The 19,386-nt window shown below is 47.1% G+C and carries 23 protein-coding genes; 20 read left to right on the top strand and 3 right to left on the bottom strand.

Going from position 1 to position 19,386, the window contains the following annotated elements:
• Positions 1 to 291: 291 nt before the first annotated feature.
• Genes P771_RS0109980 through P771_RS0109965 form a run of 4 tightly spaced genes read left to right on the top strand, consistent with a single transcriptional unit; the run spans position 292 to position 5,453 of the window.
• Complete coding sequence (locus P771_RS0109980) at positions 292 to 1,329, top strand: ImmA/IrrE family metallo-endopeptidase (protein ID WP_028575043.1); 1,038 nt, start codon at positions 292 to 294, stop codon at positions 1,327 to 1,329.
• Entirely contained in the window at positions 1,322 to 1,897 is a 576-nt protein-coding gene (locus tag P771_RS0109975; protein ID WP_028575042.1) for a hypothetical protein, read from the top strand. The genes P771_RS0109980 and P771_RS0109975 overlap by 8 nt, the downstream gene beginning before the upstream one ends.
• 44 nt (positions 1,898 to 1,941) lie before the next feature.
• Positions 1,942 to 3,957, top strand: coding sequence for a type I restriction-modification system subunit M (locus P771_RS0109970; RefSeq protein WP_028575041.1), 2,016 nt, complete (start codon positions 1,942 to 1,944; stop codon positions 3,955 to 3,957).
• Complete coding sequence (locus P771_RS0109965; RefSeq protein WP_051617249.1) at positions 3,951 to 5,453, top strand: restriction endonuclease subunit S; 1,503 nt, start codon at positions 3,951 to 3,953, stop codon at positions 5,451 to 5,453. Before P771_RS0109970 ends, P771_RS0109965 begins: the two co-directional genes overlap by 7 nt.
• Before the next feature lie 156 nt (positions 5,454 to 5,609).
• Here P771_RS0109965 and P771_RS0109960 read toward each other — a convergent pair whose 3' ends face one another.
• Genes P771_RS0109960 through P771_RS0109950 form a run of 3 tightly spaced genes read right to left on the bottom strand, consistent with a single transcriptional unit; the run spans position 5,610 to position 6,920 of the window.
• Positions 5,610 to 6,044, bottom strand: a complete 435-nt coding sequence (locus tag P771_RS0109960; protein ID WP_028575039.1) for a protein-export chaperone SecB — start codon at positions 6,042 to 6,044, stop codon at positions 5,610 to 5,612.
• A gap of 11 nt (positions 6,045 to 6,055) precedes the next feature.
• Entirely contained in the window at positions 6,056 to 6,613 is a 558-nt protein-coding gene (locus P771_RS17175) for a toxin-antitoxin system HicB family antitoxin (protein ID WP_051617248.1), read from the bottom strand.
• 19 nt (positions 6,614 to 6,632) lie between these two features.
• Positions 6,633 to 6,920 carry a hypothetical protein gene (locus P771_RS0109950; RefSeq protein WP_028575038.1) on the bottom strand — a complete coding sequence of 96 codons (288 nt, stop codon included), beginning with the start codon at positions 6,918 to 6,920 and terminating at the stop codon, positions 6,633 to 6,635.
• A 184-nt stretch (positions 6,921 to 7,104) separates the two neighbouring features.
• Between P771_RS0109950 and P771_RS0109945 the strand changes: the two genes are divergently transcribed.
• From P771_RS0109945 to P771_RS0109865, 16 genes are all read left to right on the top strand, one after another.
• On the top strand, positions 7,105 to 7,329 hold the full coding sequence (locus P771_RS0109945) for a DUF6148 family protein (RefSeq protein WP_028575037.1): 225 nt from the start codon (positions 7,105 to 7,107) through the stop codon (positions 7,327 to 7,329).
• Complete coding sequence (locus P771_RS0109940) at positions 7,301 to 8,809, top strand: phage portal protein (RefSeq protein ID WP_084301825.1); 1,509 nt, start codon at positions 7,301 to 7,303, stop codon at positions 8,807 to 8,809. Before P771_RS0109945 ends, P771_RS0109940 begins: the two co-directional genes overlap by 29 nt.
• A gap of 2 nt (positions 8,810 to 8,811) precedes the next feature.
• On the top strand, positions 8,812 to 11,037 hold the full coding sequence (locus tag P771_RS18345) for a ClpP-like prohead protease/major capsid protein fusion protein (protein ID WP_051617247.1): 2,226 nt from the start codon (positions 8,812 to 8,814) through the stop codon (positions 11,035 to 11,037).
• 52 nt (positions 11,038 to 11,089) lie between these two features.
• The gene (locus P771_RS0109930) at positions 11,090 to 11,440 is read left to right on the top strand and encodes a DUF2190 family protein (RefSeq protein WP_028575035.1); all 351 of its coding nucleotides are present in this window, start codon (positions 11,090 to 11,092) and stop codon (positions 11,438 to 11,440) included.
• Positions 11,441 to 11,668: 228 nt separating this feature from the next.
• Positions 11,669 to 11,932: a hypothetical protein gene (locus P771_RS0109920; RefSeq protein ID WP_028575034.1), complete on the top strand. Its 264-nt coding sequence runs from the start codon at positions 11,669 to 11,671 to the stop codon at positions 11,930 to 11,932.
• Positions 11,932 to 12,327 (top strand): hypothetical protein, encoded by a 396-nt coding sequence (locus P771_RS0109915; protein WP_028575033.1) that lies wholly within the window; start codon positions 11,932 to 11,934, stop codon positions 12,325 to 12,327. Before P771_RS0109920 ends, P771_RS0109915 begins: the two co-directional genes overlap by 1 nt.
• The gene (lysC, locus tag P771_RS18950; protein WP_422614948.1) at positions 12,257 to 12,499 is read left to right on the top strand and encodes an Rz1-like lysis system protein LysC; all 243 of its coding nucleotides are present in this window, start codon (positions 12,257 to 12,259) and stop codon (positions 12,497 to 12,499) included. Before P771_RS0109915 ends, lysC begins: the two co-directional genes overlap by 71 nt.
• Positions 12,496 to 12,699 carry a DUF350 domain-containing protein gene (locus tag P771_RS0109905; protein WP_028575032.1) on the top strand — a complete coding sequence of 68 codons (204 nt, stop codon included), beginning with the start codon at positions 12,496 to 12,498 and terminating at the stop codon, positions 12,697 to 12,699. Before lysC ends, P771_RS0109905 begins: the two co-directional genes overlap by 4 nt.
• Entirely contained in the window at positions 12,617 to 13,087 is a 471-nt protein-coding gene (locus tag P771_RS19230; RefSeq protein WP_084301821.1) for a C40 family peptidase, read from the top strand. The genes P771_RS0109905 and P771_RS19230 overlap by 83 nt, the downstream gene beginning before the upstream one ends.
• A gap of 4 nt (positions 13,088 to 13,091) precedes the next feature.
• Positions 13,092 to 13,415 (top strand): head-tail joining protein, encoded by a 324-nt coding sequence (locus tag P771_RS18710; RefSeq protein ID WP_084301819.1) that lies wholly within the window; start codon positions 13,092 to 13,094, stop codon positions 13,413 to 13,415.
• On the top strand, positions 13,415 to 14,011 hold the full coding sequence (locus P771_RS0109895; protein WP_028575030.1) for a phage tail protein: 597 nt from the start codon (positions 13,415 to 13,417) through the stop codon (positions 14,009 to 14,011). The genes P771_RS18710 and P771_RS0109895 overlap by 1 nt, the downstream gene beginning before the upstream one ends.
• Positions 14,008 to 14,463: a hypothetical protein gene (locus tag P771_RS0109890; RefSeq protein WP_028575029.1), complete on the top strand. Its 456-nt coding sequence runs from the start codon at positions 14,008 to 14,010 to the stop codon at positions 14,461 to 14,463. Before P771_RS0109895 ends, P771_RS0109890 begins: the two co-directional genes overlap by 4 nt.
• Positions 14,464 to 14,481: 18 nt before the next feature.
• Positions 14,482 to 15,489: a hypothetical protein gene (locus P771_RS0109885; protein WP_028575028.1), complete on the top strand. Its 1,008-nt coding sequence runs from the start codon at positions 14,482 to 14,484 to the stop codon at positions 15,487 to 15,489.
• A gap of 47 nt (positions 15,490 to 15,536) precedes the next feature.
• Entirely contained in the window at positions 15,537 to 16,016 is a 480-nt protein-coding gene (locus tag P771_RS17165) for a hypothetical protein (protein WP_051617246.1), read from the top strand.
• Positions 16,017 to 16,182: 166 nt separating this feature from the next.
• Positions 16,183 to 19,023, top strand: a complete 2,841-nt coding sequence (locus P771_RS17150) for a phage tail tape measure protein (protein ID WP_161635960.1) — start codon at positions 16,183 to 16,185, stop codon at positions 19,021 to 19,023.
• Positions 19,020 to 19,385, top strand: coding sequence for a hypothetical protein (locus P771_RS0109865; RefSeq protein ID WP_150112174.1), 366 nt, complete (start codon positions 19,020 to 19,022; stop codon positions 19,383 to 19,385). The genes P771_RS17150 and P771_RS0109865 overlap by 4 nt, the downstream gene beginning before the upstream one ends.
• Position 19,386: the final 1 nt, after the last annotated feature.

Raw genomic sequence — 19,386 nt, 5'->3', positions numbered from 1 at the left:
CGTAATAGCCAAAGCCCTGGATGCAGCCAGGGAAGGAGTGGAGTATAGCCCTAAGCACGGGGCGCTATGCCCATTTTGTGGGTTGAAGACCAGGGTACAAACCACCAAGCCCTGGCTGGGAAACAGCCGGCTCAGATATCACCGATGTGAGAACCCGCAGTGTCCATTGTGTGTCCTAGGAGAAAGAGTGAGGTCCTGGGAAGAGTCACTACCTGACCATGGTAAAAAGGCTTAACTTTTGCAAAAAATCATAATAACATCTTTGGAATTTATTTTTGTCAGGTGAGATTTATGAATCTTTATAAGTTGATAGGCAAAAGACTGAGCGATGAGGCTGGAAGAAGTAATATCCATCCGGAAGCGATAGCTGCTGATATTGGAGAAGATGTCAGTCGCATTTTGTCTCTTTTTGCGGGCAAGCCTGGCTTTGATATTGATCTTGTTGAAAAAGTCTGTTCCAGATTGGGAATTAATCCCTTCTGGGTGCTTTCAAAGGAATATTCTCCGTCCAAGGTCCACTTCAGAAACCTCAATTCTGCTGGACGGAGCTCAGCTAGAAAGGTTGAGCAGGCATTTTATCTTGTCGCTGAATACCTGCCAACTCCTGAAGTGCTTGACATAGCCCCGCCTGACCGCTCTCTCAAAGAGCAAGGCGTCATGTCTGGTCAGATCAGCAATATCTCAGAAAGTATAAAGGAAATCGGTTACACTCCGGAATCTATTTTCCGAAGGATCAACCTTCCAATTATTCCCGTCAAGGCTGATGATTTTGATGCCTTCCTGCTTTGCACTGAAAATAAATATGCTGTCTGCGTAAATAGTGAAACAGCGCCTGTTAGAATAATTTTTTCCCTGCTTCATGAACTTGCTCACTTCCTTTTTCACAGAGATACCGAAGTTTCTCCTTTAAAAGGCTACAGGCGATTCAACCAATATTTGACAGAAGATGAAATGGTCGAATTTGAATCTGATAAATTTGCCCAGCATTTCCTTGTTCCATTTAAACAGGCAGAGAAGTGGGCTGTCCAGTATCCGAATGTAGATCCGGACGATATTCAGCCTGTTGTGGATCAGAGCCGGACCAGCCGGGATGTCCTGGCTTATGCCATTCATGATCAGCTCATGTTTAGAAACAAGGACGTCACACCAACAGAGGTGAAAGGTCACCTTGAACAGATTGGCATTAAACACGGCCCGGCAGGCAGTATTCATCTATTTCTGAACGAGCAAAAAGAACTGATTCGCAACATTCTTCACATCTATACTAATGATTTTTCCGAAAATGTTCTCAAAAATACTTTACTGTCATTGGATCTGGAAAATGGATAACAGACTAATAATTTTCGATGCCAACGTCATGTCCCCCATCTATAACGTTTCTCCAGATAAAGCCTGCTCCCTTCTGGATTGGATTGTAGAATATAATAACTGCATGGTCAGCAGGAAGCAGTACCTAGAAAGCCCGTGCAACCATTACAAGTGCCTTTGCAAAATCTTAGAAGATGAGCATGATTTTTCAAAAGAAGATGTGCTGGACTTTTTTTATAATAAGGCCAGCAATATGATGAGGATTCTTAATGACTTTACAGACGGAAAGATTGTTTACTTCGCTTTTCAGGAAGGCGCTCTGGTTGTATCGTGCGATAAGGATCTCCTTCAAGCATGCAGAATGTGCAGCATTGATCGTCTCTGCTTCAAGGCTTTTATGATAAGCCTGCATGATAAATGCTCAATCATTGAACTTCATGGAGATGGTTTTAACTTTGAGCTTCTTTTTGATCAAAACGCAACCAATCCTTTTCACTCTTTTTACAAAAATTCACGGTGTAAGCTGTGTTGTGGAGAAGAATGCAATGCGATTAAAATAGGTCAAAAGCTAAAACAAATCATTTGCTAAATTAATAATAACTTAAATCTTGTCAACATTAAAGGTCAGAAGGAATGACGAAGCTGATTGTTATCCCCGAAGGAAAAATATGTGATTATATTGATGGTAAATTTCGTAATGACACTCCAGAAGAATATGTTCGTCAAAATATTGAAAAACGGCTTGTAAATGAACACAAATACCCAAAAGAACAAATTGCAGTAGAATTTACTGTAAATATTGGCTCCCGTAAGCCACGTGCGGATATCGTCATATTTTCTGCCAAAGCGCCTAGCCGCACCCAGGAACATATTCAAACCATTATCGAATGCAAAAGAGAAAACGTCTTGCCCACTGCGAAAAAGGACGGCGTGGGGCAGCTCCAATCCTACATGTCAGCATGCCCAAACTGCGAATGGGGGATGTGGACCAATGGCAAACACAAAGAAGTCTTCCGGAAAACAGTTAATGAAAATGGTAAAATAAAATTTGTTGACTTTAACGACATTCCTTCAGCTGACGGTCGCCTTGAAGACATTGATCGCCCCAAACGCAACACCCTTAAGAACGCAGTTGAAGACAATCTGCTCTTTGTTTTTAAGACTTGCCACAATCACATCTATGTTACAGATGGCATGCAAAAACAGCCTGCCTTCTTTGAACTCTTGAAAGTCATTTTCTGCAAGATTGAGGACGAACGAAATTTAGGAAAACCATTGGAATTTTACGCTTCCTCTGGAGAACGCTCTAGCCCTGATGGCCAGCTTACCGTCAAAAAACGCATCGCCTCAATTTTTGATCAAGTCAAAAGAAAGCACTCCCGAATTTTTGACCAGAATGACGAAATCAAACTTAAGCCTCGTAGCTTGGCCTATATTGTCAGCGAACTTCAAAAATACTCGCTTCTCAATACGCACATAGACATCAAGGGTAAGGCATACGAAGAACTAGTCGGGGCTAACCTTAGAGGCGATCGAGGCGAATTCTTTACGCCACGCAACATCATGCACATGACTGTTGAGATGTTATCTCCCTCATCTGAAGATAAAGTTCTTGATCCTTCTTGTGGTACTGGCGGCTTTCTTGTTACTGCCATGAACAAAGTCATACAAGAGATGGAATCAAGCCTTGTTGATGAGTGGGAAAGACCTATGTCAAAATGGACAGATGACGAAAAACGTCTTTTTCAGCAACGAATTGCCGAAATTGCTTCAACAAACTTCTTTGGGTTCGACCTCAATCCTGACTTGGTCAAAGCCACAAAAATGAATATGGTAATGAACAACGACGGTAGCGGCAATATCTTTCAAACCGACTCATTGTTGCCGCCCCACGCTTGGGACGCTGATTTTCGCAAAAATCTTGCTAGGGCTCTCGATGTGAAAGAGTCTGCTTTGCGTAGCTGTGATAAAGTCAACTTTTATGACGTTATCGTAACTAACCCACCCTTTGGCAGCAAAATCCCAATCAAAGATTCTCATATTCTAGAACAATATGAACTCGGTCATATATGGGAGCGGGATAAAAATAATCGAGACCGTTGGAAGTTGACTAAACGCCTGCAAAAATCGGTACCGCCTGAGCATCTCTTCATCGAAAGATGTCTTCAGCTTCTCAAACCGGGCGGGCGTATGGGAATCGTTTTACCTGATTCCATTCTCGGGGCACCCGGTCTCGGCTATATTCGGGAATGGCTCATTCGTAAGACCCGCATTCTAGCAAGTATCGATCTTCACGCAGACACATTTCAACCACGTAACGGCACACAAACATCAGTTTTGTTTCTTCAAAAAAAGGATGAAAAGCAGGTTGTCGAGGAAGAAAAAACTGGCAATATGGCCGATTATCCTATTTTCATGGCAACGGTAGAACGTGTTGGCCATGATAAAAGAGGTAATCCTTTATTTAAGCGGGATAAGCACGGCAATGAGATCCTTGTCCCTGATGTAGAAATCATCGAACTGGATCAGATCGCTGATGGAACCAGAACCAGCAGAATAGAGTCAAAACGAAAAGTAATAGACGACCAGACAGAACTTGTCCCAAATGTATTTCATCAGTGGCGCAAACAGGAGGGACTGTCATGGTAAAATCAGCTGTCCACAAAAGCCCTGTCCAGTTATTGGGGACCACTTCAGACGTTGTTGCTCCTCTTGATCCTACAGACCTCCCTGAGGAGGAATTTCACTGGAGTTCGGTGATGCTTGCTGAAGTAATAGAGCGCGGCTCAAGACTTGAAGCAAGCGTTTTCAATATTGAAGGTAGGCATGCACGAAAGCTGATTGATCAATGTAAATGGGAGCAAACAGTAATCTCAGGTGAGACTGGGTTGTCCACTGCCTACCACCGCCCAAGATTTAAAAGAATTTGGGTTGACAAGCCAGGCATCCCAATCTTTCAGCCCTCCCAAATCACAGAAATAAACCCAAAGCCAAGTGGCTATATTTCATATAAGACCAATACCGATATCGACGCGTTAAAGGTACACAAAGGCCAAATATTGCTAACCTGTTCAGGTACAATCGGAAGAACAGCTCTCGTCGGAAAAACTTTGGATGGTCAAATATTCAGCCACGACCTTTTACGTATAACTTGCAAAGAACACCACGACACTGGATATCTTTATGCTTTCCTGAAAACCCAAACCGGTAAAGCTTTGATTCGTACTAGCGAATATGGTGCTGTAGTATCGCACATCGAGCCAGAGCATCTTGAATCCATTCCCATTCCAAACCCACCACCCATTTTGAAACGAAAGGTACATGATCTTATAATGAATTCTTATGCATTGCGTGACGAGTCAAATGACCTTCTTTCGGAGGCAGAAAGGCTTTTATATGATGCACTCAAGCTACCTCCTTTGGAAAAACTGCGACAGCATGCTTTCGACGGCAAACCCAACTTACTCAATTATCAGGTCAATCTTTCCCAGATAGATGGTCGACTTGACGCTTCCTATCATATACCGGTCATAGACTCCATCATGCGCCTTTTAAAAAAGAAAGCCCTCGCAGTAACTGTCATTGGCAATCCAAAAATATCAAAACGTATTATTCATCCCGCTCGATTTGCACGCGTGTATGTTAAAGAAGGCCAAGGCGTACCGTTTTTTAGCGGAAAACAAATCTGTGAACTCGATCCATCTACAAAGAAATATTTGTCCCTTGCTAAGCACAGAGATCGAGTAGAGCATGACCTGAAACTTACTGCTAATATGACCATCATAACTCGAAGTGGAACCATCGGAAAAGTTGCACTCGTTCCAGAACACTGGAATGAACTTATTGCAAGCGATGATATCATACGAGTGGAACCTTCTTCTCCTGAAATTGGAGGATATCTATTCATATTCTTGGCGTCAGAGTATGGTCGAGAGCTATTACTTCGTTTCATGTACGGTTCTGTTCAAAAGCATATTGAGGATCACCATGTTGCTCAGACGCCTGTCCCGCTTCTGAAGGACTCATCGGTACAGTCTAAAATTAACCGCCTAGCACTTGAGGCTAATGCCAAACGCACAGAGGCCTACCACGCTGAACAAAAAGCCATCCGCATTACTAATGAAGAGGTAATTCACTCTCATTAAAAAATAAATACAGAACTTCTTGTAACCGGCACCATATAAATGATCATGAAATCGGTGGATGCCATCAAGTACGCCAACTGCCTGCACAGAAGATAAAAATACAAAAGCCCCGGACATTCCCGGGGCTTTTGTATAAACCTTTTATGTTGCCTTTTGTTAGGTCTTATAAAACGGGAGAGTCATTGGCGGCATGCCCATCCTGTAGGAAGTGTTAGCAATAAACTCTCTAAAATACGGCCAGATATTTACCGGCAGGTTGATTTCTTTATATATTTCAAAAAAATCTTCATCAAAGCCTTCCCCAGCAATTATTGACATTCGGTAAAATGATTCCATCAAAATAGCATAATGCGACTTTTTTTCTTCAAACGCGACTAGTCGGCATTTAATATCAATATCAACATTATCATCATGCTTTTGAAAAGAGCTTGACGACAAGTTTATATCAACCTTCAAAGACTTGGCGAAGTTATCCCGGTTTGACTTAATGTTGGCATTAAGCAAGACAATCTCCTTCAACCTTATATTCCTTAATATCTCCCTGTACTTGTCAGGTGGAATTTTGAAATCTTCTGATTTTTTAGATTTCATGATCGTCCCTCTTATACCGCTTTGGCATATTCAAAATTATATTGACCATCAAACATCTTATCTGAAAGGGGACATTTCTTTGCGCCTTTGTCAGACGTATTAATCTGAAAAGACAGCTTTTCAATATCCTGCTTAATGGACATAAAATGACAGTCAATTACGGATGTCAGTCTCTTGAAAAGCTGCAAACGTTCATTTGTTTGAGATAGCAGCATGTTTACATATTGATTTAGGCTGACGTTTTCTTTCTTTGCTCCACTGGCCAGTTCCTTATGCAGGATTCTCGGAACCCTTAAAACAAACTTTCCACTGAACGAGTCTGCAGGCCTTGATTCTGGCTCTGGAATATTTACCCCGCTACGAAGATACTCCTCGAACATTATATTTTTTATTGATTCAAGGCTTTCGATGGCCTCTTCGATTGTGTCGCCGTCTCCAACAAAAACTTCTCTTCCGAGTTCTGGAAGGGTTGCCATAAACCCCCCTCCTTCACCTTCAGGGATCGGCAGAATTTCCATTTTATATGGCAGCTTTAAGTAATAATTTATATTTTTTTCAACCTTGTGCATAACATGTACCTCCTCTTTGCTACCCCAACTCTCCCAAATCTTTTAAAAAAGAAATGGTAGTTGCTAATTTTTTCAGATAAACACCTTTGACTTGCTGTCCTCCCCTTACGGAAACAACAAAGTGACCGTCTGGGCCATAGTCTTCAGGGTAATCTTTAAGCTTGGGGTGTTTAATCACAATATGAGAACCCTTATACTCATATTGGTTTTTAAAATGATAATCCAGAACACCTAAAACTTGTTCTTTCGGTGCAAACTTCGGCGGATCATTTTCCCACTTAGATAACAGCTTGTCTCTTTTCCCCATTAAGCCAGTGCCTCATATTTGACAATGATACTATATATAGTACCGTGGCTTGTCAACATGACCAGGAAAAGATTTTGTGAACAATTTCATACAAATAATATTCTCCACCAAGTAGGACTTGTAAACTTTTCTTAATTTAAGAAAAGTTTACGACATCCCCTCTTTTCCCTGTCATGCGTGAGGCATGGCAAACCTTACCACCCTTCAAAACGACCTTGCCCTGTACCGGGCAGCCCGTGAAAAAATCCTCATTGGGCAGGAGTATGCTATCGGCTCCAGGCGATTACGCCGACCGGACCTGGCCGAAATTGAAAAAAAAATAACAGAGCTGGAAGCCAGAATAGCCATTGTTCAGCGCAAAGGCCGGATCAATACCGGACATGTCATCTTCGGGGGACATCGTGGTTGATCCCAGGCAAAGCAATCCCCGGCTCAAGACTGATCCCTGGTCCAGGTATGTTGCCAAGGCCATCGGCCTGTTTGCCCCCAGAGCCGCACTGAATTTCCTGCACTCCAGAGCTGTCCTTTCCCATTATACCGGAGCTTCGCCAAAAGGTCCGGATCAAGGCTGGAACCCTCCAAACAAATCAGCCGACGCTGTCCTGGCTCGTGACCGAACAAGACTTCTGGCCCGGGCTCGTGATCTGGAACGCAACTCTAGCCATGTTTCCGGAGCTATCAATAAAATCTGCAACAATGTGGTTTATACCGGAATCTTTCCCCAGGCCCGCCTGAAAACATCAGACGGAAAGCTGCATAAGGCACATAATGACCGTATCGAAGAGGGGTTCCAGCTTTGGGCAGAGGACGATCTGGTCAACTTTTACGACCTTCAGGAACTCTTTGTCCGGCATTCATGGATTGAGGGAGAGTTCTTTCTGCATCGCTTCTGGGACGAGGATCTGCGGGAAAAAGGGTTGGTCCCTCTTGGCCTTGAGATCCTGGAAACAGATTTTCTTGACAGCAGTAAAAACGAGACAGGGAGCAGCGGAAACAAGGTCAAAAATGGCATTGAATATAACCTTCAAGGACGCCCCGTGGCTTACTGGATGTTTAAGGAACATCCAGGTGACTGTCTCTGGGGATCCACTTTCAACGAATCTGTTCGCATTCCAGCTACTGAAATCAAACATGTCTTTCACCGCCGCCGGGCCTCCCAGGGCCGAGGTGTGTCCTGGCTGGCATCCATCATCATGGAAATGCGTGACTTCAGCGAGTACCAGAGCTCTGAGCGCATAGCCGCCCGCCTGGCCGCGGCCTTCGGCATCTTCATTGAGTCGCCCTATGCAGAACATCAGATGACCCACCCCCTTGCAGGCACCGACCAGGACACACCCAGCATTGCAGATATTCCCAAATATATGGAGCCGGGACGCATCGATGTTTTGCCCATAGGCATGAAGATCAGCGCCGCACAGTACAACCGCCCCGGTCAGACCTACGAACCGTTCACCAAGACCAGCCTTAAGTCCGCATCCACCGGGTCAGGACTTTCTTATGAAAATTTCTCCAACGACTATGAAGGGTCAACATACTCCAGCGCTAGACAGGCGATTCTGGAAGAACGGCGCGGCTACCGCAAAATGCAGTTTTTTCTGAACCGACACCCCAACAACTGGGTCTGGAAGTCTTGGATAGACTATGCCCGCTTGGCCCAGATGCTGGGCAGCCTGCCGCAAAGGGTCCCTGTCCAGTGGCAGAACCCTGGCTGGCCATGGATCGACCCCCAAAAAGATGCCCGGGGAGCACAACTTGAACTCGGGATGAAGATTACCAACCGCCGCCGTCTGGCAGCTGAGCGAGGATTGGACTGGGACGAGGAAATAGAAGAGCTGGCCGAGGAAGAGGCCATTCTTAAAGAGAAAAAACTTAACGCTACGGAGGAATAGCCATGCCTTTTCCCATTAATAAGATAGCAAAAATCCAGGCTAATGCGGAAAGGAAGCAGAGCATAGCCGAAAAAATCATAGCCTTGCGCAAAGACCCGGATGCTCCCAAGAATTTCGGCCAGCACATTGCCCGGTCCGACGGACAGACCGTTGATCTGTACATCTATGACGTCATTGGCTGGCCATGGATCGAAGCTCAGGACATTGTTGATGCAGTGCCTAAAGACGTGACCGAAATCAATCTGCATATCAACAGCCCTGGCGGATCTGTGTTTGAAGGTACCGCTATTTACAACTGGCTTAAGAACCATTCTGCAAAAATCAATGTCTACATAGACGGCCTGGCCGCCAGTATGGCCTCGATCATTGCCATGGTCGGCCAGACCATCATTATGCCCAGGTCGGCATTCTTTATGATCCACGACCCTTGGGCTTTAATGATCGGTACGGCCGAGGATCTGCGCAAAGAAGCTGACCTTTTGGACAAGATTGAGACAGTTATGTCTGAAATTTATGCTGAGCGTTCCGGTAAGGACCTGGGCCAGATCCGGGGCTGGATGCACCAGGAAACATGGTTCACTGGGTTAGAGGCCATCGAGGCAGGATTTGCTGACCAGCTTGACGGCAATAATCCTGATACTCAGGCAGCACAGGCAATGTTTGACCTATCAATTTTTGACCGGGCTCCAGGGAAGGCTCCAGACAGAAAAGCCACACCGCAGACGTTACAGCGTGCGGCCAGCGCCCGCGTTAACAACATAAAAACGGAGGAAGAGAAAATGAATCCAGAACTCAGAAAACTGTTGGAGGCCAAGGGCCTGGCCAAGGATGCGACCGATGAACAGGCCCTGCAGTTCATGAAGGACCTTTTGGCAAGAGGCGATCTTTCCAGCGATGATCAAAAAAAGATCCGCTCCGAGGAAAGAAAGGCTGAAAAGACCCGCCAAAAAGAAATTCGTCAGGCCGTTCGCCTGGCAGGCCTTAAGGAGGCCTTTGCCGAAGAGCTTATTGAAAACGATACCACCCTTGATGCGGCCAGGGAAAAAATCTTTGCCAAGATGGCAGAAACCAACCCGCCCATTGGTGCCGGGCGCATCCAGTCGGGTGAAACCGAAAACGAGAAATTCAAGTCCGCGGCTGTCGATGCCCTGGTTATGCGCGCTGGCCTGCACATTGAAAAACCCACTGCCGGAGCAAAACAGCTCATGGGCTACGAGATAGCCCAGATAATCCGTGAGTCTCTGATGAGGTCTGGCCACGATGTTTCCAGCCTGCACTCCCGGCGCATGGTTGCGGACTTCGTGTTCAACAGCAGGCAGATGACCATGACCACCAGCGACTTTCCAGAGATATTCCGGGATGCTGCCAACAAGACCCTGCAGAAATCGTATGAGGAGATTCCGGTCACCTATCCTGCCTGGACCAACAGGGTCCCGGCAACAGATTTCAAGGACATGTACAATGTGTCCTTGTCTGAAGCCCCCGACCTGGATCTGGTCAGCGAGGCCGGGGAATACAAGTATGGGGATCTCAAAGACTCCGCAGAAAAATACAGGGTGTTCAAATATGGAAAAATCGTCAAGCTGACCTTTGAATCCATTGTCAATGATGACCTGCGTGCCTTTACCAGGCTGCCCAGGCTGCTTGGCTCAGCAGCCCGCAGAAAAGAAAACGAGCTGGTGTACAGCCTGCTTACCAGTGGCAGCAACAATCATGGCCCGACCATGAGCGACAACAGGCAGCTTTTCAAAACCACGGTCCATAAAAACCTGCTGCAAACTGGCAGAGCCATTACCGCTGAGAATCTGGATGCAGCCCGCCAGCTCATGCGCGCCCAGAAAGGCCTTAAGGGATCCAGACTGAATATCGAGCCCAGGTTCCTGCTTGTATCGCCCAAAAAAGAGATGGTCACTGATGTCCTGCTCAGAAGTGCGGCCAGTGTAACTGACGATAAGAATTCCGGAGTGCTCAACCCCATGCAGGGCAAGTTTGTATCCATAGTCGAACCGTACCTTTTGGACGTCTTTTCCGGCCTTGGATGGTACATAATCGCCGACCCTGCCCAGTTTGACACTTTTGAGGTGGCTTATCTGGATGGATACGAACAGCCCCAGATCATGGAACGGGAAGCATTCACCAGTGATGCCATTGAATGGAAAATCCGCCACTTCTTTGGCGTCGGAGCCATGGAATTCAGAACCCTGGTCCTGAACGACGGCACTGCATAACCAAACCTTAACCGGAGCATAAAACCGCTCCGCAATGCATGAGGAATAAGTCATGGCCACTAATTACAGATACGAAGGCAGGGTAATGGATATTACTGCCGGCACAGACTTGAAATCCGGCGAACTGGTCATTGTCGGGGACATTGCAGCAGTGTGCATCACCGATATCGATAACACTAAGAAGGGATCAGCCGCCATCGAAAACGTCTGGGAATTGGACAAGGAAGCCGATCCCTCCGGAAAAGAACTGGATCAGGGAAAAAAGGTGTACTGGAACGCTACCACAGGCAAGGTTTCCAATACACCCGGATCTGAGCCTGAGCTGCCCTGCATTGGCATTGCATACGAGGACGCTGCCAGTGCCGCCACCACTTGTCTGATCAAGATTAACGTTGGCATTTAACCACACTCCACCGCCAGTTCCGGCCGGGTTATTCACTACCTCCCGCCCGGTCGGGACACAAAGGAAAATGAACTGGAAACGTAAAGCCATAAATTGGTGGCAGCACAACACCAACAGCCTGCACCTGTTTTGCAGACTCAGAGGATTTGGAATCAGCCGAGTCCAGGCCGAACGGATCTGCAAGAAATATGAATGGCTGTTTCAGCACAAAACAAAGGACACAAATAAATGACTTTCACCGGCCTGGAAGCAATCTTAATCGGCTTGGTCTCTATGATTTTAGGGGTGGTCAGCACCATTTTTGTCATGCTTCGCTGTTTTGTCCGCAAAGATTTATACAAACAGACTGTAAATGAACTGCATGACCAGTTGAGAAAGCTGGATAAAACTTCAAACATTCAGTTCAAGATGCTTCGAAGCCTGGTCAGCTATATGCCTGATCTTACGCCTGAGATCCGGTCAAAAATACTGAATGAAGGAAATGGTCAATAATGATGGGCCTTTTCGCCATATTTAAATCTAAAAAAATCATCATTCCTTTGATTATGGTTTTCTTACTAGCCGGTGTAGCCGGTTTTGTCTGGTGGCGCTTCGAAGACGCCCTAAGAGAGACCGGTAGACAGGCCCAGATTATCATACAGCAGATACAGGATCTTAAAGACATGGAACAAAGGATATCTGAAATCGAAGCTGAGCGAGAGCGCATTGAAAGGCTATTTGCTCTGCGTGAATTGCAGGTTCAGGAGTTAAAACATGAGTATCAGACACTCAGACAGGACATGCATAGTTTGGAACTGGAAGCCCGGAAATGGGCTCTTGATCCTTTGCCTGCTCCTATTGTTGAGCGGCTGCGGCAAGCCACAGATCCAGACAGTTACCAAGACTGAGTATATCTACATGACCCCTCCAGCTGCCTGGCTTGTCAAGCGTCATCCCCTTGAATTTGATGGCGAAACCAACAGTGACCTGCTGCATTATGCAATTGATCTGCTGGAGATCATAGAAAAACATAACCAGGATAAAGACATGATCCAATTATGGCAGGAGGAAGTCAAATGAGTATTCAGCTTTATCTGTTGACCAGCCTGCTTGCTGGACTGCTGGGCGCGGTCCTGCTCATCAGCGGGATCTGGGTGGTGAACAAACGTCAAGCCTATAACATTTGGGACAAGCTCTATGAAAATCCTATGGCCCTGGGTCTTGTTGTTGCCTCTTTTATTCTGGGGCTGTCACTCGTCATCGCCAGCGCAAGCTTCTGACCTTTGCCAGGATATTCAGGAGGCATGGCTGACCATTGAAGGCACTCCATATGTTTGGGGTGGAAACTCTTTTGCAGCTGGTGGATTTGATTGTTCTGGAGCAATTTTTAAGGTTTCCAAACTCATCGGCCGCCCTGTCCCCCGGACAACAAGCCAACGCTATTACCTGTCCACTCCAGGTCCGGATCAGCACTGGTCAGAGGCGAAATGCGGCTATGTTGTCTGGTGGACGCTGCAGCCGAGCAGACCTTACGGCCATCTGGGGATGCACATTGAGCAACCCGAGTTCTGGCACTCAGGATCAAGCACCGGACCGACCAAAGCTACCCACTGGAGAGGTAGCTATTGGGATCGGCATTTTGAGGCGAGTAAACTGTTTTACCGGTAAAAAAATGGAATTTAAAGACCAGATAAAATCAGACCTGGCTGAGGTTTTTTTTAACCAGGACGAATTTGCAGAAGAGGCAACCTACAATGGAGAACCTGTTGAAATCATACCAGATGAAGCAATGCTCCAATCCGCAGGGACCCCTGGAGTGATTGTCACCAGTTTAACCCTGTATGTCCAGGCGGATCAAGTGGCTGTCTGCAAACAAGGGGACAGGATCACCCATGGTGGACATGTCTACCATGTGGTCGGGATACCCAGTCTTGATGCCGGTCTTTGGACACTGCAGGTGGACCGTGAAACCAAGAACTTGAACTATGGTGTGTGATGCAGCCGACTATCAGCATATCATCAGACGATATCAGATCTGCCCAGCGCGACCTTAACTACATGGCCAATGAAATGCCCTGGGTTGCAGTCCGGGCTCTGAACAAGGCCATGACCGGCGTAAAGACGGACCTGGTTTCAATTATCAGAGAACGGTACAATTACAAGGCAGCTGCCCTAAGAAAGCGCATCACCATTGCCAAGGCTACTCGGCAGAACATCAGAGGCCATGTTCAGTCGAAAGGCGGACCTGTTCATCTGACTGACATCACTGGAACCAGACAGACAAAAAAAGGGATTAGCGTTGATGTCCGAAAAAGTACAGGCCGACGCGTGATTCCCAGGGCGTTCAAGGCATCAGGAAGAATCAGCGGCAAGCAGATAGTCTTCCGCAGACAAGGCGACCCACCGAAGCAGATTTCCAGGCTTGTTCCCAGATATCCGATCCAGGCCATAACCACGGCCCATCCCGAAGTGCTGTACAATTCACCGGAAAACTGGACTCGAATCCAGACCGAAGTTGCCAGGCGGCTGGACACGAACATCCAACGAGAAATTGATGCTGAATTTCGCAAACAACAGGGAAAATGGGGATGACAGTCAGACAGCAAATTATCGAGACCCTGAAAGCCAGGCTACAATCATATTCCTGGGCAGAGTTTGAGCCGGAAATTCATGCTGGCAGGACAATATTTGACCCGGATGAAGACCCCTTGCCGGTGGTCACAATTGTAGCCGGGACAGAAACATCAGAACGTACCAGGTACGGTACGGATCTGCGTACAATGCAAATTGATGTGTCTGCCCTGCTTTCCCTGGCAGATGGCAAGGAGGCGTTTGATATTGGAGAACCGGCTTTTGGAGAGCTTCACAAAGCATGTTTTGACGGTGGTGAAATCCAAATCGGTGACGATTATGTGGCCCTGATCTACACTGGCGGGGGAATTGTTGATTACCCGTCTGAACTTGGCCCGGCCCTTATCACCATAGCTGTAACCATTACTGTTACGTTCGAAACAGCAACAGGCAATCCATGCAACAACGAATAACTTACGGAGGATATTATCATGTCATTACGAGCAAATCAGGCAGATCAAGCCCTTATCCAGTATGAAGCGGGGCAAGAATTTGTGGCCATGGAGGCATTGTCAACCAATGATAATAAGACATTTTCAAGTTCAGATGCACCTTGGTCCGGAGTGGCCGGTTATGAACCGGTGGTCAGGCCGGACGGACTGATCACCGGTGGAACAGTCACCCCAGGTTCAGGAAACAATGAAATCGATATCAGCAATCTAACTGCTTATCTTGGTGGAGAACAGGTTGACCTGACCAGTATCGCCACCCAGACAGTCACGAGATCCACTAATTCAACGGACAAATTCCGGATCAACAGCGTGACCATTACTGATGCAGGAGAAATTGCAATCGTTTCTGGTGTGGATGAAGGCCCTGCTTTCAGCGGCACCCGTGGCACGGCAGGCGGACCACCCTGGATTCCTGAAGGCCATATTGAGATTGCCCAGATCAGGCTTGAGGGATCTGATCCGGAGATTGTCCCGGCTGATGCAGTCAGGCAGGTTGTCGGTGTTTCAACTGAAAGATACGACTTTCCACTTTATGCCGAGGATTACGGAGAAGGAAAAATCGAGTTTATTTCAGCATTGCCTGAAATACACAGTGATGACAACGGCGTGACCAGGACATGCAAGAGCGTGTTTGCAGAATATTACACACCATCTTTTGCAAACCTTGAGCCTGCTTCTGAATTTATCCCACCTGAAACCACCCATAGCCAGACCTCGACCGGGGTATATGGAGGAGCCATCGGAGCAAGCTCAAGCGCTCTGAACCAGGGCAGCTTTACCGCCTATCTGAGAGACGGGGTGACTGACCCCTTGTTGGCCCTTAAGAATCAAAAATTGTGGTTCAGGTTTTATCCACATCGCTTACGTGCTCCGCACCTGCTGGCCCAGGGAATCCTTGGCATCAGCCGGACATTTCCGGCTGGCGACTCAATTCAGGCAGCCTGCACCCTGACCGCTGACGGCCCTGCCATAGAGGTTGCAGAGTAATACTGCAGGGCAGGCACCACCCTGCCCTGCTTAACCTGGGAGGTTGTATGAGCTTTGATCTGAAAAAATTCAGCAAGGCAAAATTTCAGGCCAGGACTGAGGCCGTTGCGGTTCCAGCTCTAGCTGATTTTTTTGAAGAAGACAGTAAGCCGGAGTTTCTTGTGCGTGGGCTGACAGGCGAAGAAATGGCCAGAGCCAACGAAGCCCTGAATAAGTCAAAGAATATTGCTGCTATTCTGGAAGCTATTGCTGGCCAGGCCCAGAATGAAAAAATCAAAGGATTAAAAGACGTAATGGGACTTGGAGACGACATGCCCGGCGATCTTGCCAAACGGATTGAAGTCCTGGCCATGGGCTGTGTTGAGCCAGTTCTTGATATTCAAAATGCAAGCAAAATCTTCAGGGTTGCCCCGGTGGACGGATATGCCCTGACCAATAAAATCCTGGTTTTATCAGGACAGGGAATGACCCTGGGGGAGCAGCCAGCCTCTGGCAGAAAGAAGAAATCAAAACGGCCTGCTACTTAGGACATGCCAGGGGCAAGATGCTTTATGAACTCCGGCCTGATATCTTTCCCCATGGGTATTTAACCTCTGTGGAAAACGAAATCTGGTCAATGTTTTATGCAGAATTAAACAAGGATAAATGATGAGCAGGGACCTTGAGCGAGTTGTTCAGATTGTGTTCCAGGGAGTGGATAATACCGGAACAGTAATCCGCAATATTTCCCGGGAAATGGACAAGCTTGCCGGTGGTGTTCAAAGTGCAACTCAACCCCTGGCCAACATGCACGACCGGATCCTCAAGCTCCAGACTGCCCTGGGTGCTTTGGCCATCGGTGGTCTTGCTCTATCCATAAATGCTGCTGCGGATTTTGACAGCCAGTTCCGTGAAATCGCCACCTTGATTGATGACACGGGTGACGGAGTCGATCAGTTCCGGATGCAGATCCGCGAATATGCCAATACATCTACCCAGTCCATCGAGGACATAAATAAATCCATTTATACAGCTTTGAGCGCAGGCATTGAATATGGAGATGCCCTGAAATACATAGCCCAGGCCGAACAGCTTGCTGTTGCAGGCCGGGCAGATTTGTACAGCACAACCAAGTTGCTGGAATCCGTGATGAACGCATACGGGGCCAGCACTGACGAGGCTGGTCGTTATTCCGATGTCCTGTTCCAAACCGTTCGCCAAGGCCTGACAACCATTCCTGAACTTGCCCAGTCCCTATCCCAGGTATCTTCTATGGCTGGAGCAGCTGGTGTTCCCATAGAAACCGTGAGTGCGGCCATTGCCTCCCTGACAGCCCAGGGCATGCCGACCAGTGAAGCCATGACTGCAATCCGGGGTGCGATCCAGTCAATTATTAATCCAACCCAGCAGGCATCAAATTACGCTGCCGAACTCGGCATTGAGTTTAATGCCTCTGCCTTGGCATCCAAAGGACTTGAAGGAGTACTCCTGGACGTATGGGAGGCTACAGATGGCAATGTTGATGCTGTGTCCCAGCTATTCAGCAATGTCCGGGGCTTGACCGGTGTGCTGGCAATGTTTGGCCAGGATGGCGGAGACAGGTTTCTGGATAACATTGGCAAGATGCAAGACGCGGCTGGGGTCACGGCAGACGCGTTTGAAAAGATGGTTGGGGATGTCAGTTACGCCAATCAGCAGTTGGCCAATAATGTTCGACTGACTTTTGTCGCTGTTGGAGATGAGTTGATATCTGAGTACGGCGATATGGTCAGTGGTATCTCTGATATCTTCAAAGCTTTACAGCAATCTGTCCAGGCCGGGGCCTTTGACGATGTCTTTGACGTACTCCGTGAAATCGCAGGTGATCTGACCGCCACCTTTGATAACATTGCCCGCAATCTTCCAGAAGCTTTAAATCAGATGGATTTTTCCAGGCTTGCCCGGTCAATCCGGGATCTGGCTGATAATACGGCTGGAGTGCTCGACGCTTTTTTTGGCCAAGTTGATCTTGATACTCCAGAGGGGCTGGCTCAGGCAATGCAGCGAATTGTTAACGCTGGGGCAGCGTTGACTGAAATCAGCTCAAGTATCATTGAAAGCTGGCAAAAATGGGCTGGGTGGCTGGGCAGCTTAGTAGAAGGATTTGGAGATCTTGATTCTAGTACAACAGAAACCATTGGCAACTTCCTCCAGCTTGGCAAAGTTATTAATGTGGCTGCTGGTTTTGTTTCCAGTTTTGCAGGCGCCTTGGATGGCATGTCTGTATTGCTCAAGGTTATTGCAGCTCAGCGCCTTGTCAATCTCATTACCGGACTAGGAAGCGCAGCCACGGCCATGGGTGGACTTGGAGCAGCAACCCAAGCCGCCATTGGGAGTGCTGCTGGCAAAGCTGGTTTGATTGGCCTGGCTTATTATGCCGGTCATATCACAGGAACCCTGTTCAATGAGCATGTACCAGCCGTCGGCAAAGCGGCACAAAGCATATATGGTTGGGCTGATCGGATTCTTGATTTTACCGGTAAACAAGAGGCAGCAAACAAGGAAGCAGAGTCTTTTGCCAACCTGGTCAATGCCATTGCCGACAATATAGGCGATTTTACCTACGACCTCGGTGGACTGCGGGACCAGCTAGAGGGTTTAGGACATGACCTGTCCGGACTTTCCGACGCGGATGTAATCCGGCTTAGTGCGGAAGCGGATATTTTAAGCTTTGAAGAAGCTATGCAGATCATCCGCACCCGGGTGCCTGAGAAACAAAAGATAAAATTTGAAGCTGATATAGTTGAGGCTAAAAAGGAACTAATTGAATTGGGGCATGATGTTGAGGGCTTAACTGGTGAACAGATTTTGGAATTGCGGGCAATCCATGATCAGGTGGCCCTATCCAAGACAGAGCAAGAAATCACAGAAACAACCGAAAGGATCAAGGGACAAACCCAAAATATCCCTCCTTATATTATCAACGTATCTGATGATGGCAGCATTGAGATTTTGGAAAATGATCTTGAGTATGCAAGTCGTCCACGATCCGTTGAGATTGAGCCAGAATTGTCTGGCTTGGAAACAGATGAATTTAAGGCGGTCATGGGAGTTCTTGATACAATGATATCCAATTACCATGATACCATTCAGGCTAAAGTCGAATGGCAAGCTAAACTTGAGATTGCCGAGGTTGAGGCCAATGCGAAAAGAGTTGAAGCGATCATGGATGGAGTATCAACCAGCGTTGAAACTGCTGGGGGAGTTCTTGAGTCTATTTTTTCTAATATAGGACAAATGTCAGAAGCTGGAATTTGGTCGTATGATATTCAACGGTACATAGAGCGCCAAATGGATATTCAAGAGCGTGGTTTGGAAATACAAGAAAAGATGTCTTGGGCAGAGATGGAATTTATGGAAATACGAAAACGACGGATGCAATCTGGGGAACCTCTTATCACTGTATCTGGAGATGGGCTTCAGCCTCATCTTGAAATGATAATGTTCGAGATCCTGGGGGCAGTCCAGGCCAGGGCAAGCGAAGAATATCAAAATTTTTTATTAGGGGTTGAATGATGGGAATAGTAATGGCTCTAAATGCACCTTTGTTTGATCCGCATGGCGCAGGCTTTCTGTATTTGCGCCCTGAAAGCATTGACGACTTTTTTGGCGGGCAACGCAGGCAAACCAGAACCCCAACTTTGGACGGTGGAGTGTCATTATACGATACAGGGTATACGGTGTCTGATCAAACATGGCAAATACGGACAGTTTACAATCCCTCGGCAATTTCTTTGGTTGAGCATTTATCTCTGGTGTATCAACGGATTTTTGCCAGCACTCCTGCGGGTTACTTTGAAATATCATTACAGTCATGGCAAAGGCAAGGGCTTGATCTAGTTTTGACCTTGGCTGTCATTAGGAAGGTGGGCGCATGAT

It is taken from the genome of Desulfonatronovibrio hydrogenovorans DSM 9292 (genome assembly GCF_000686525.1).
Lineage (GTDB): Bacteria > Desulfobacterota > Desulfovibrionia > Desulfovibrionales > Desulfonatronovibrionaceae > Desulfonatronovibrio > Desulfonatronovibrio hydrogenovorans.
This window is presented reverse-complemented; position numbering and strand designations above follow the sequence as displayed.

Excerpts from the sequence above, each read along its gene's own strand:
- P771_RS0109980 (WP_028575043.1), top strand. The coding sequence starts at position 292 with ATGAATCTTTATAAGTTGATAGGCAAAAGACTGAGCGATGAGGCTGGA.
- P771_RS0109975 (WP_028575042.1), top strand. The coding sequence starts at position 1,322 with ATGGATAACAGACTAATAATTTTCGATGCCAACGTCATGTCCCCCATC.
- P771_RS0109970 (WP_028575041.1), top strand. The coding sequence starts at position 1,942 with ATGACGAAGCTGATTGTTATCCCCGAAGGAAAAATATGTGATTATATT.
- P771_RS0109965 (WP_051617249.1), top strand. The coding sequence starts at position 3,951 with ATGGTAAAATCAGCTGTCCACAAAAGCCCTGTCCAGTTATTGGGGACC.
- P771_RS0109960 (WP_028575039.1), bottom strand. The coding sequence starts at position 6,044 with ATGAAATCTAAAAAATCAGAAGATTTCAAAATTCCACCTGACAAGTAC.
- P771_RS17175 (WP_051617248.1), bottom strand. The coding sequence starts at position 6,613 with ATGCACAAGGTTGAAAAAAATATAAATTATTACTTAAAGCTGCCATAT.
- P771_RS0109950 (WP_028575038.1), bottom strand. The coding sequence starts at position 6,920 with ATGGGGAAAAGAGACAAGCTGTTATCTAAGTGGGAAAATGATCCGCCG.
- P771_RS0109945 (WP_028575037.1), top strand. The coding sequence starts at position 7,105 with ATGGCAAACCTTACCACCCTTCAAAACGACCTTGCCCTGTACCGGGCA.
- P771_RS0109940 (WP_084301825.1), top strand. The coding sequence starts at position 7,301 with ATGTCATCTTCGGGGGACATCGTGGTTGATCCCAGGCAAAGCAATCCC.
- P771_RS18345 (WP_051617247.1), top strand. The coding sequence starts at position 8,812 with ATGCCTTTTCCCATTAATAAGATAGCAAAAATCCAGGCTAATGCGGAA.
- P771_RS0109930 (WP_028575035.1), top strand. The coding sequence starts at position 11,090 with ATGGCCACTAATTACAGATACGAAGGCAGGGTAATGGATATTACTGCC.
- P771_RS0109920 (WP_028575034.1), top strand. The coding sequence starts at position 11,669 with ATGACTTTCACCGGCCTGGAAGCAATCTTAATCGGCTTGGTCTCTATG.
- P771_RS0109915 (WP_028575033.1), top strand. The coding sequence starts at position 11,932 with ATGATGGGCCTTTTCGCCATATTTAAATCTAAAAAAATCATCATTCCT.
- P771_RS0109905 (WP_028575032.1), top strand. The coding sequence starts at position 12,496 with ATGAGTATTCAGCTTTATCTGTTGACCAGCCTGCTTGCTGGACTGCTG.
- P771_RS19230 (WP_084301821.1), top strand. The coding sequence starts at position 12,617 with ATGAAAATCCTATGGCCCTGGGTCTTGTTGTTGCCTCTTTTATTCTGG.
- P771_RS18710 (WP_084301819.1), top strand. The coding sequence starts at position 13,092 with ATGGAATTTAAAGACCAGATAAAATCAGACCTGGCTGAGGTTTTTTTT.
- P771_RS0109895 (WP_028575030.1), top strand. The coding sequence starts at position 13,415 with ATGCAGCCGACTATCAGCATATCATCAGACGATATCAGATCTGCCCAG.
- P771_RS0109890 (WP_028575029.1), top strand. The coding sequence starts at position 14,008 with ATGACAGTCAGACAGCAAATTATCGAGACCCTGAAAGCCAGGCTACAA.
- P771_RS0109885 (WP_028575028.1), top strand. The coding sequence starts at position 14,482 with ATGTCATTACGAGCAAATCAGGCAGATCAAGCCCTTATCCAGTATGAA.
- P771_RS17165 (WP_051617246.1), top strand. The coding sequence starts at position 15,537 with ATGAGCTTTGATCTGAAAAAATTCAGCAAGGCAAAATTTCAGGCCAGG.
- P771_RS0109865 (WP_150112174.1), top strand. The coding sequence starts at position 19,020 with ATGATGGGAATAGTAATGGCTCTAAATGCACCTTTGTTTGATCCGCAT.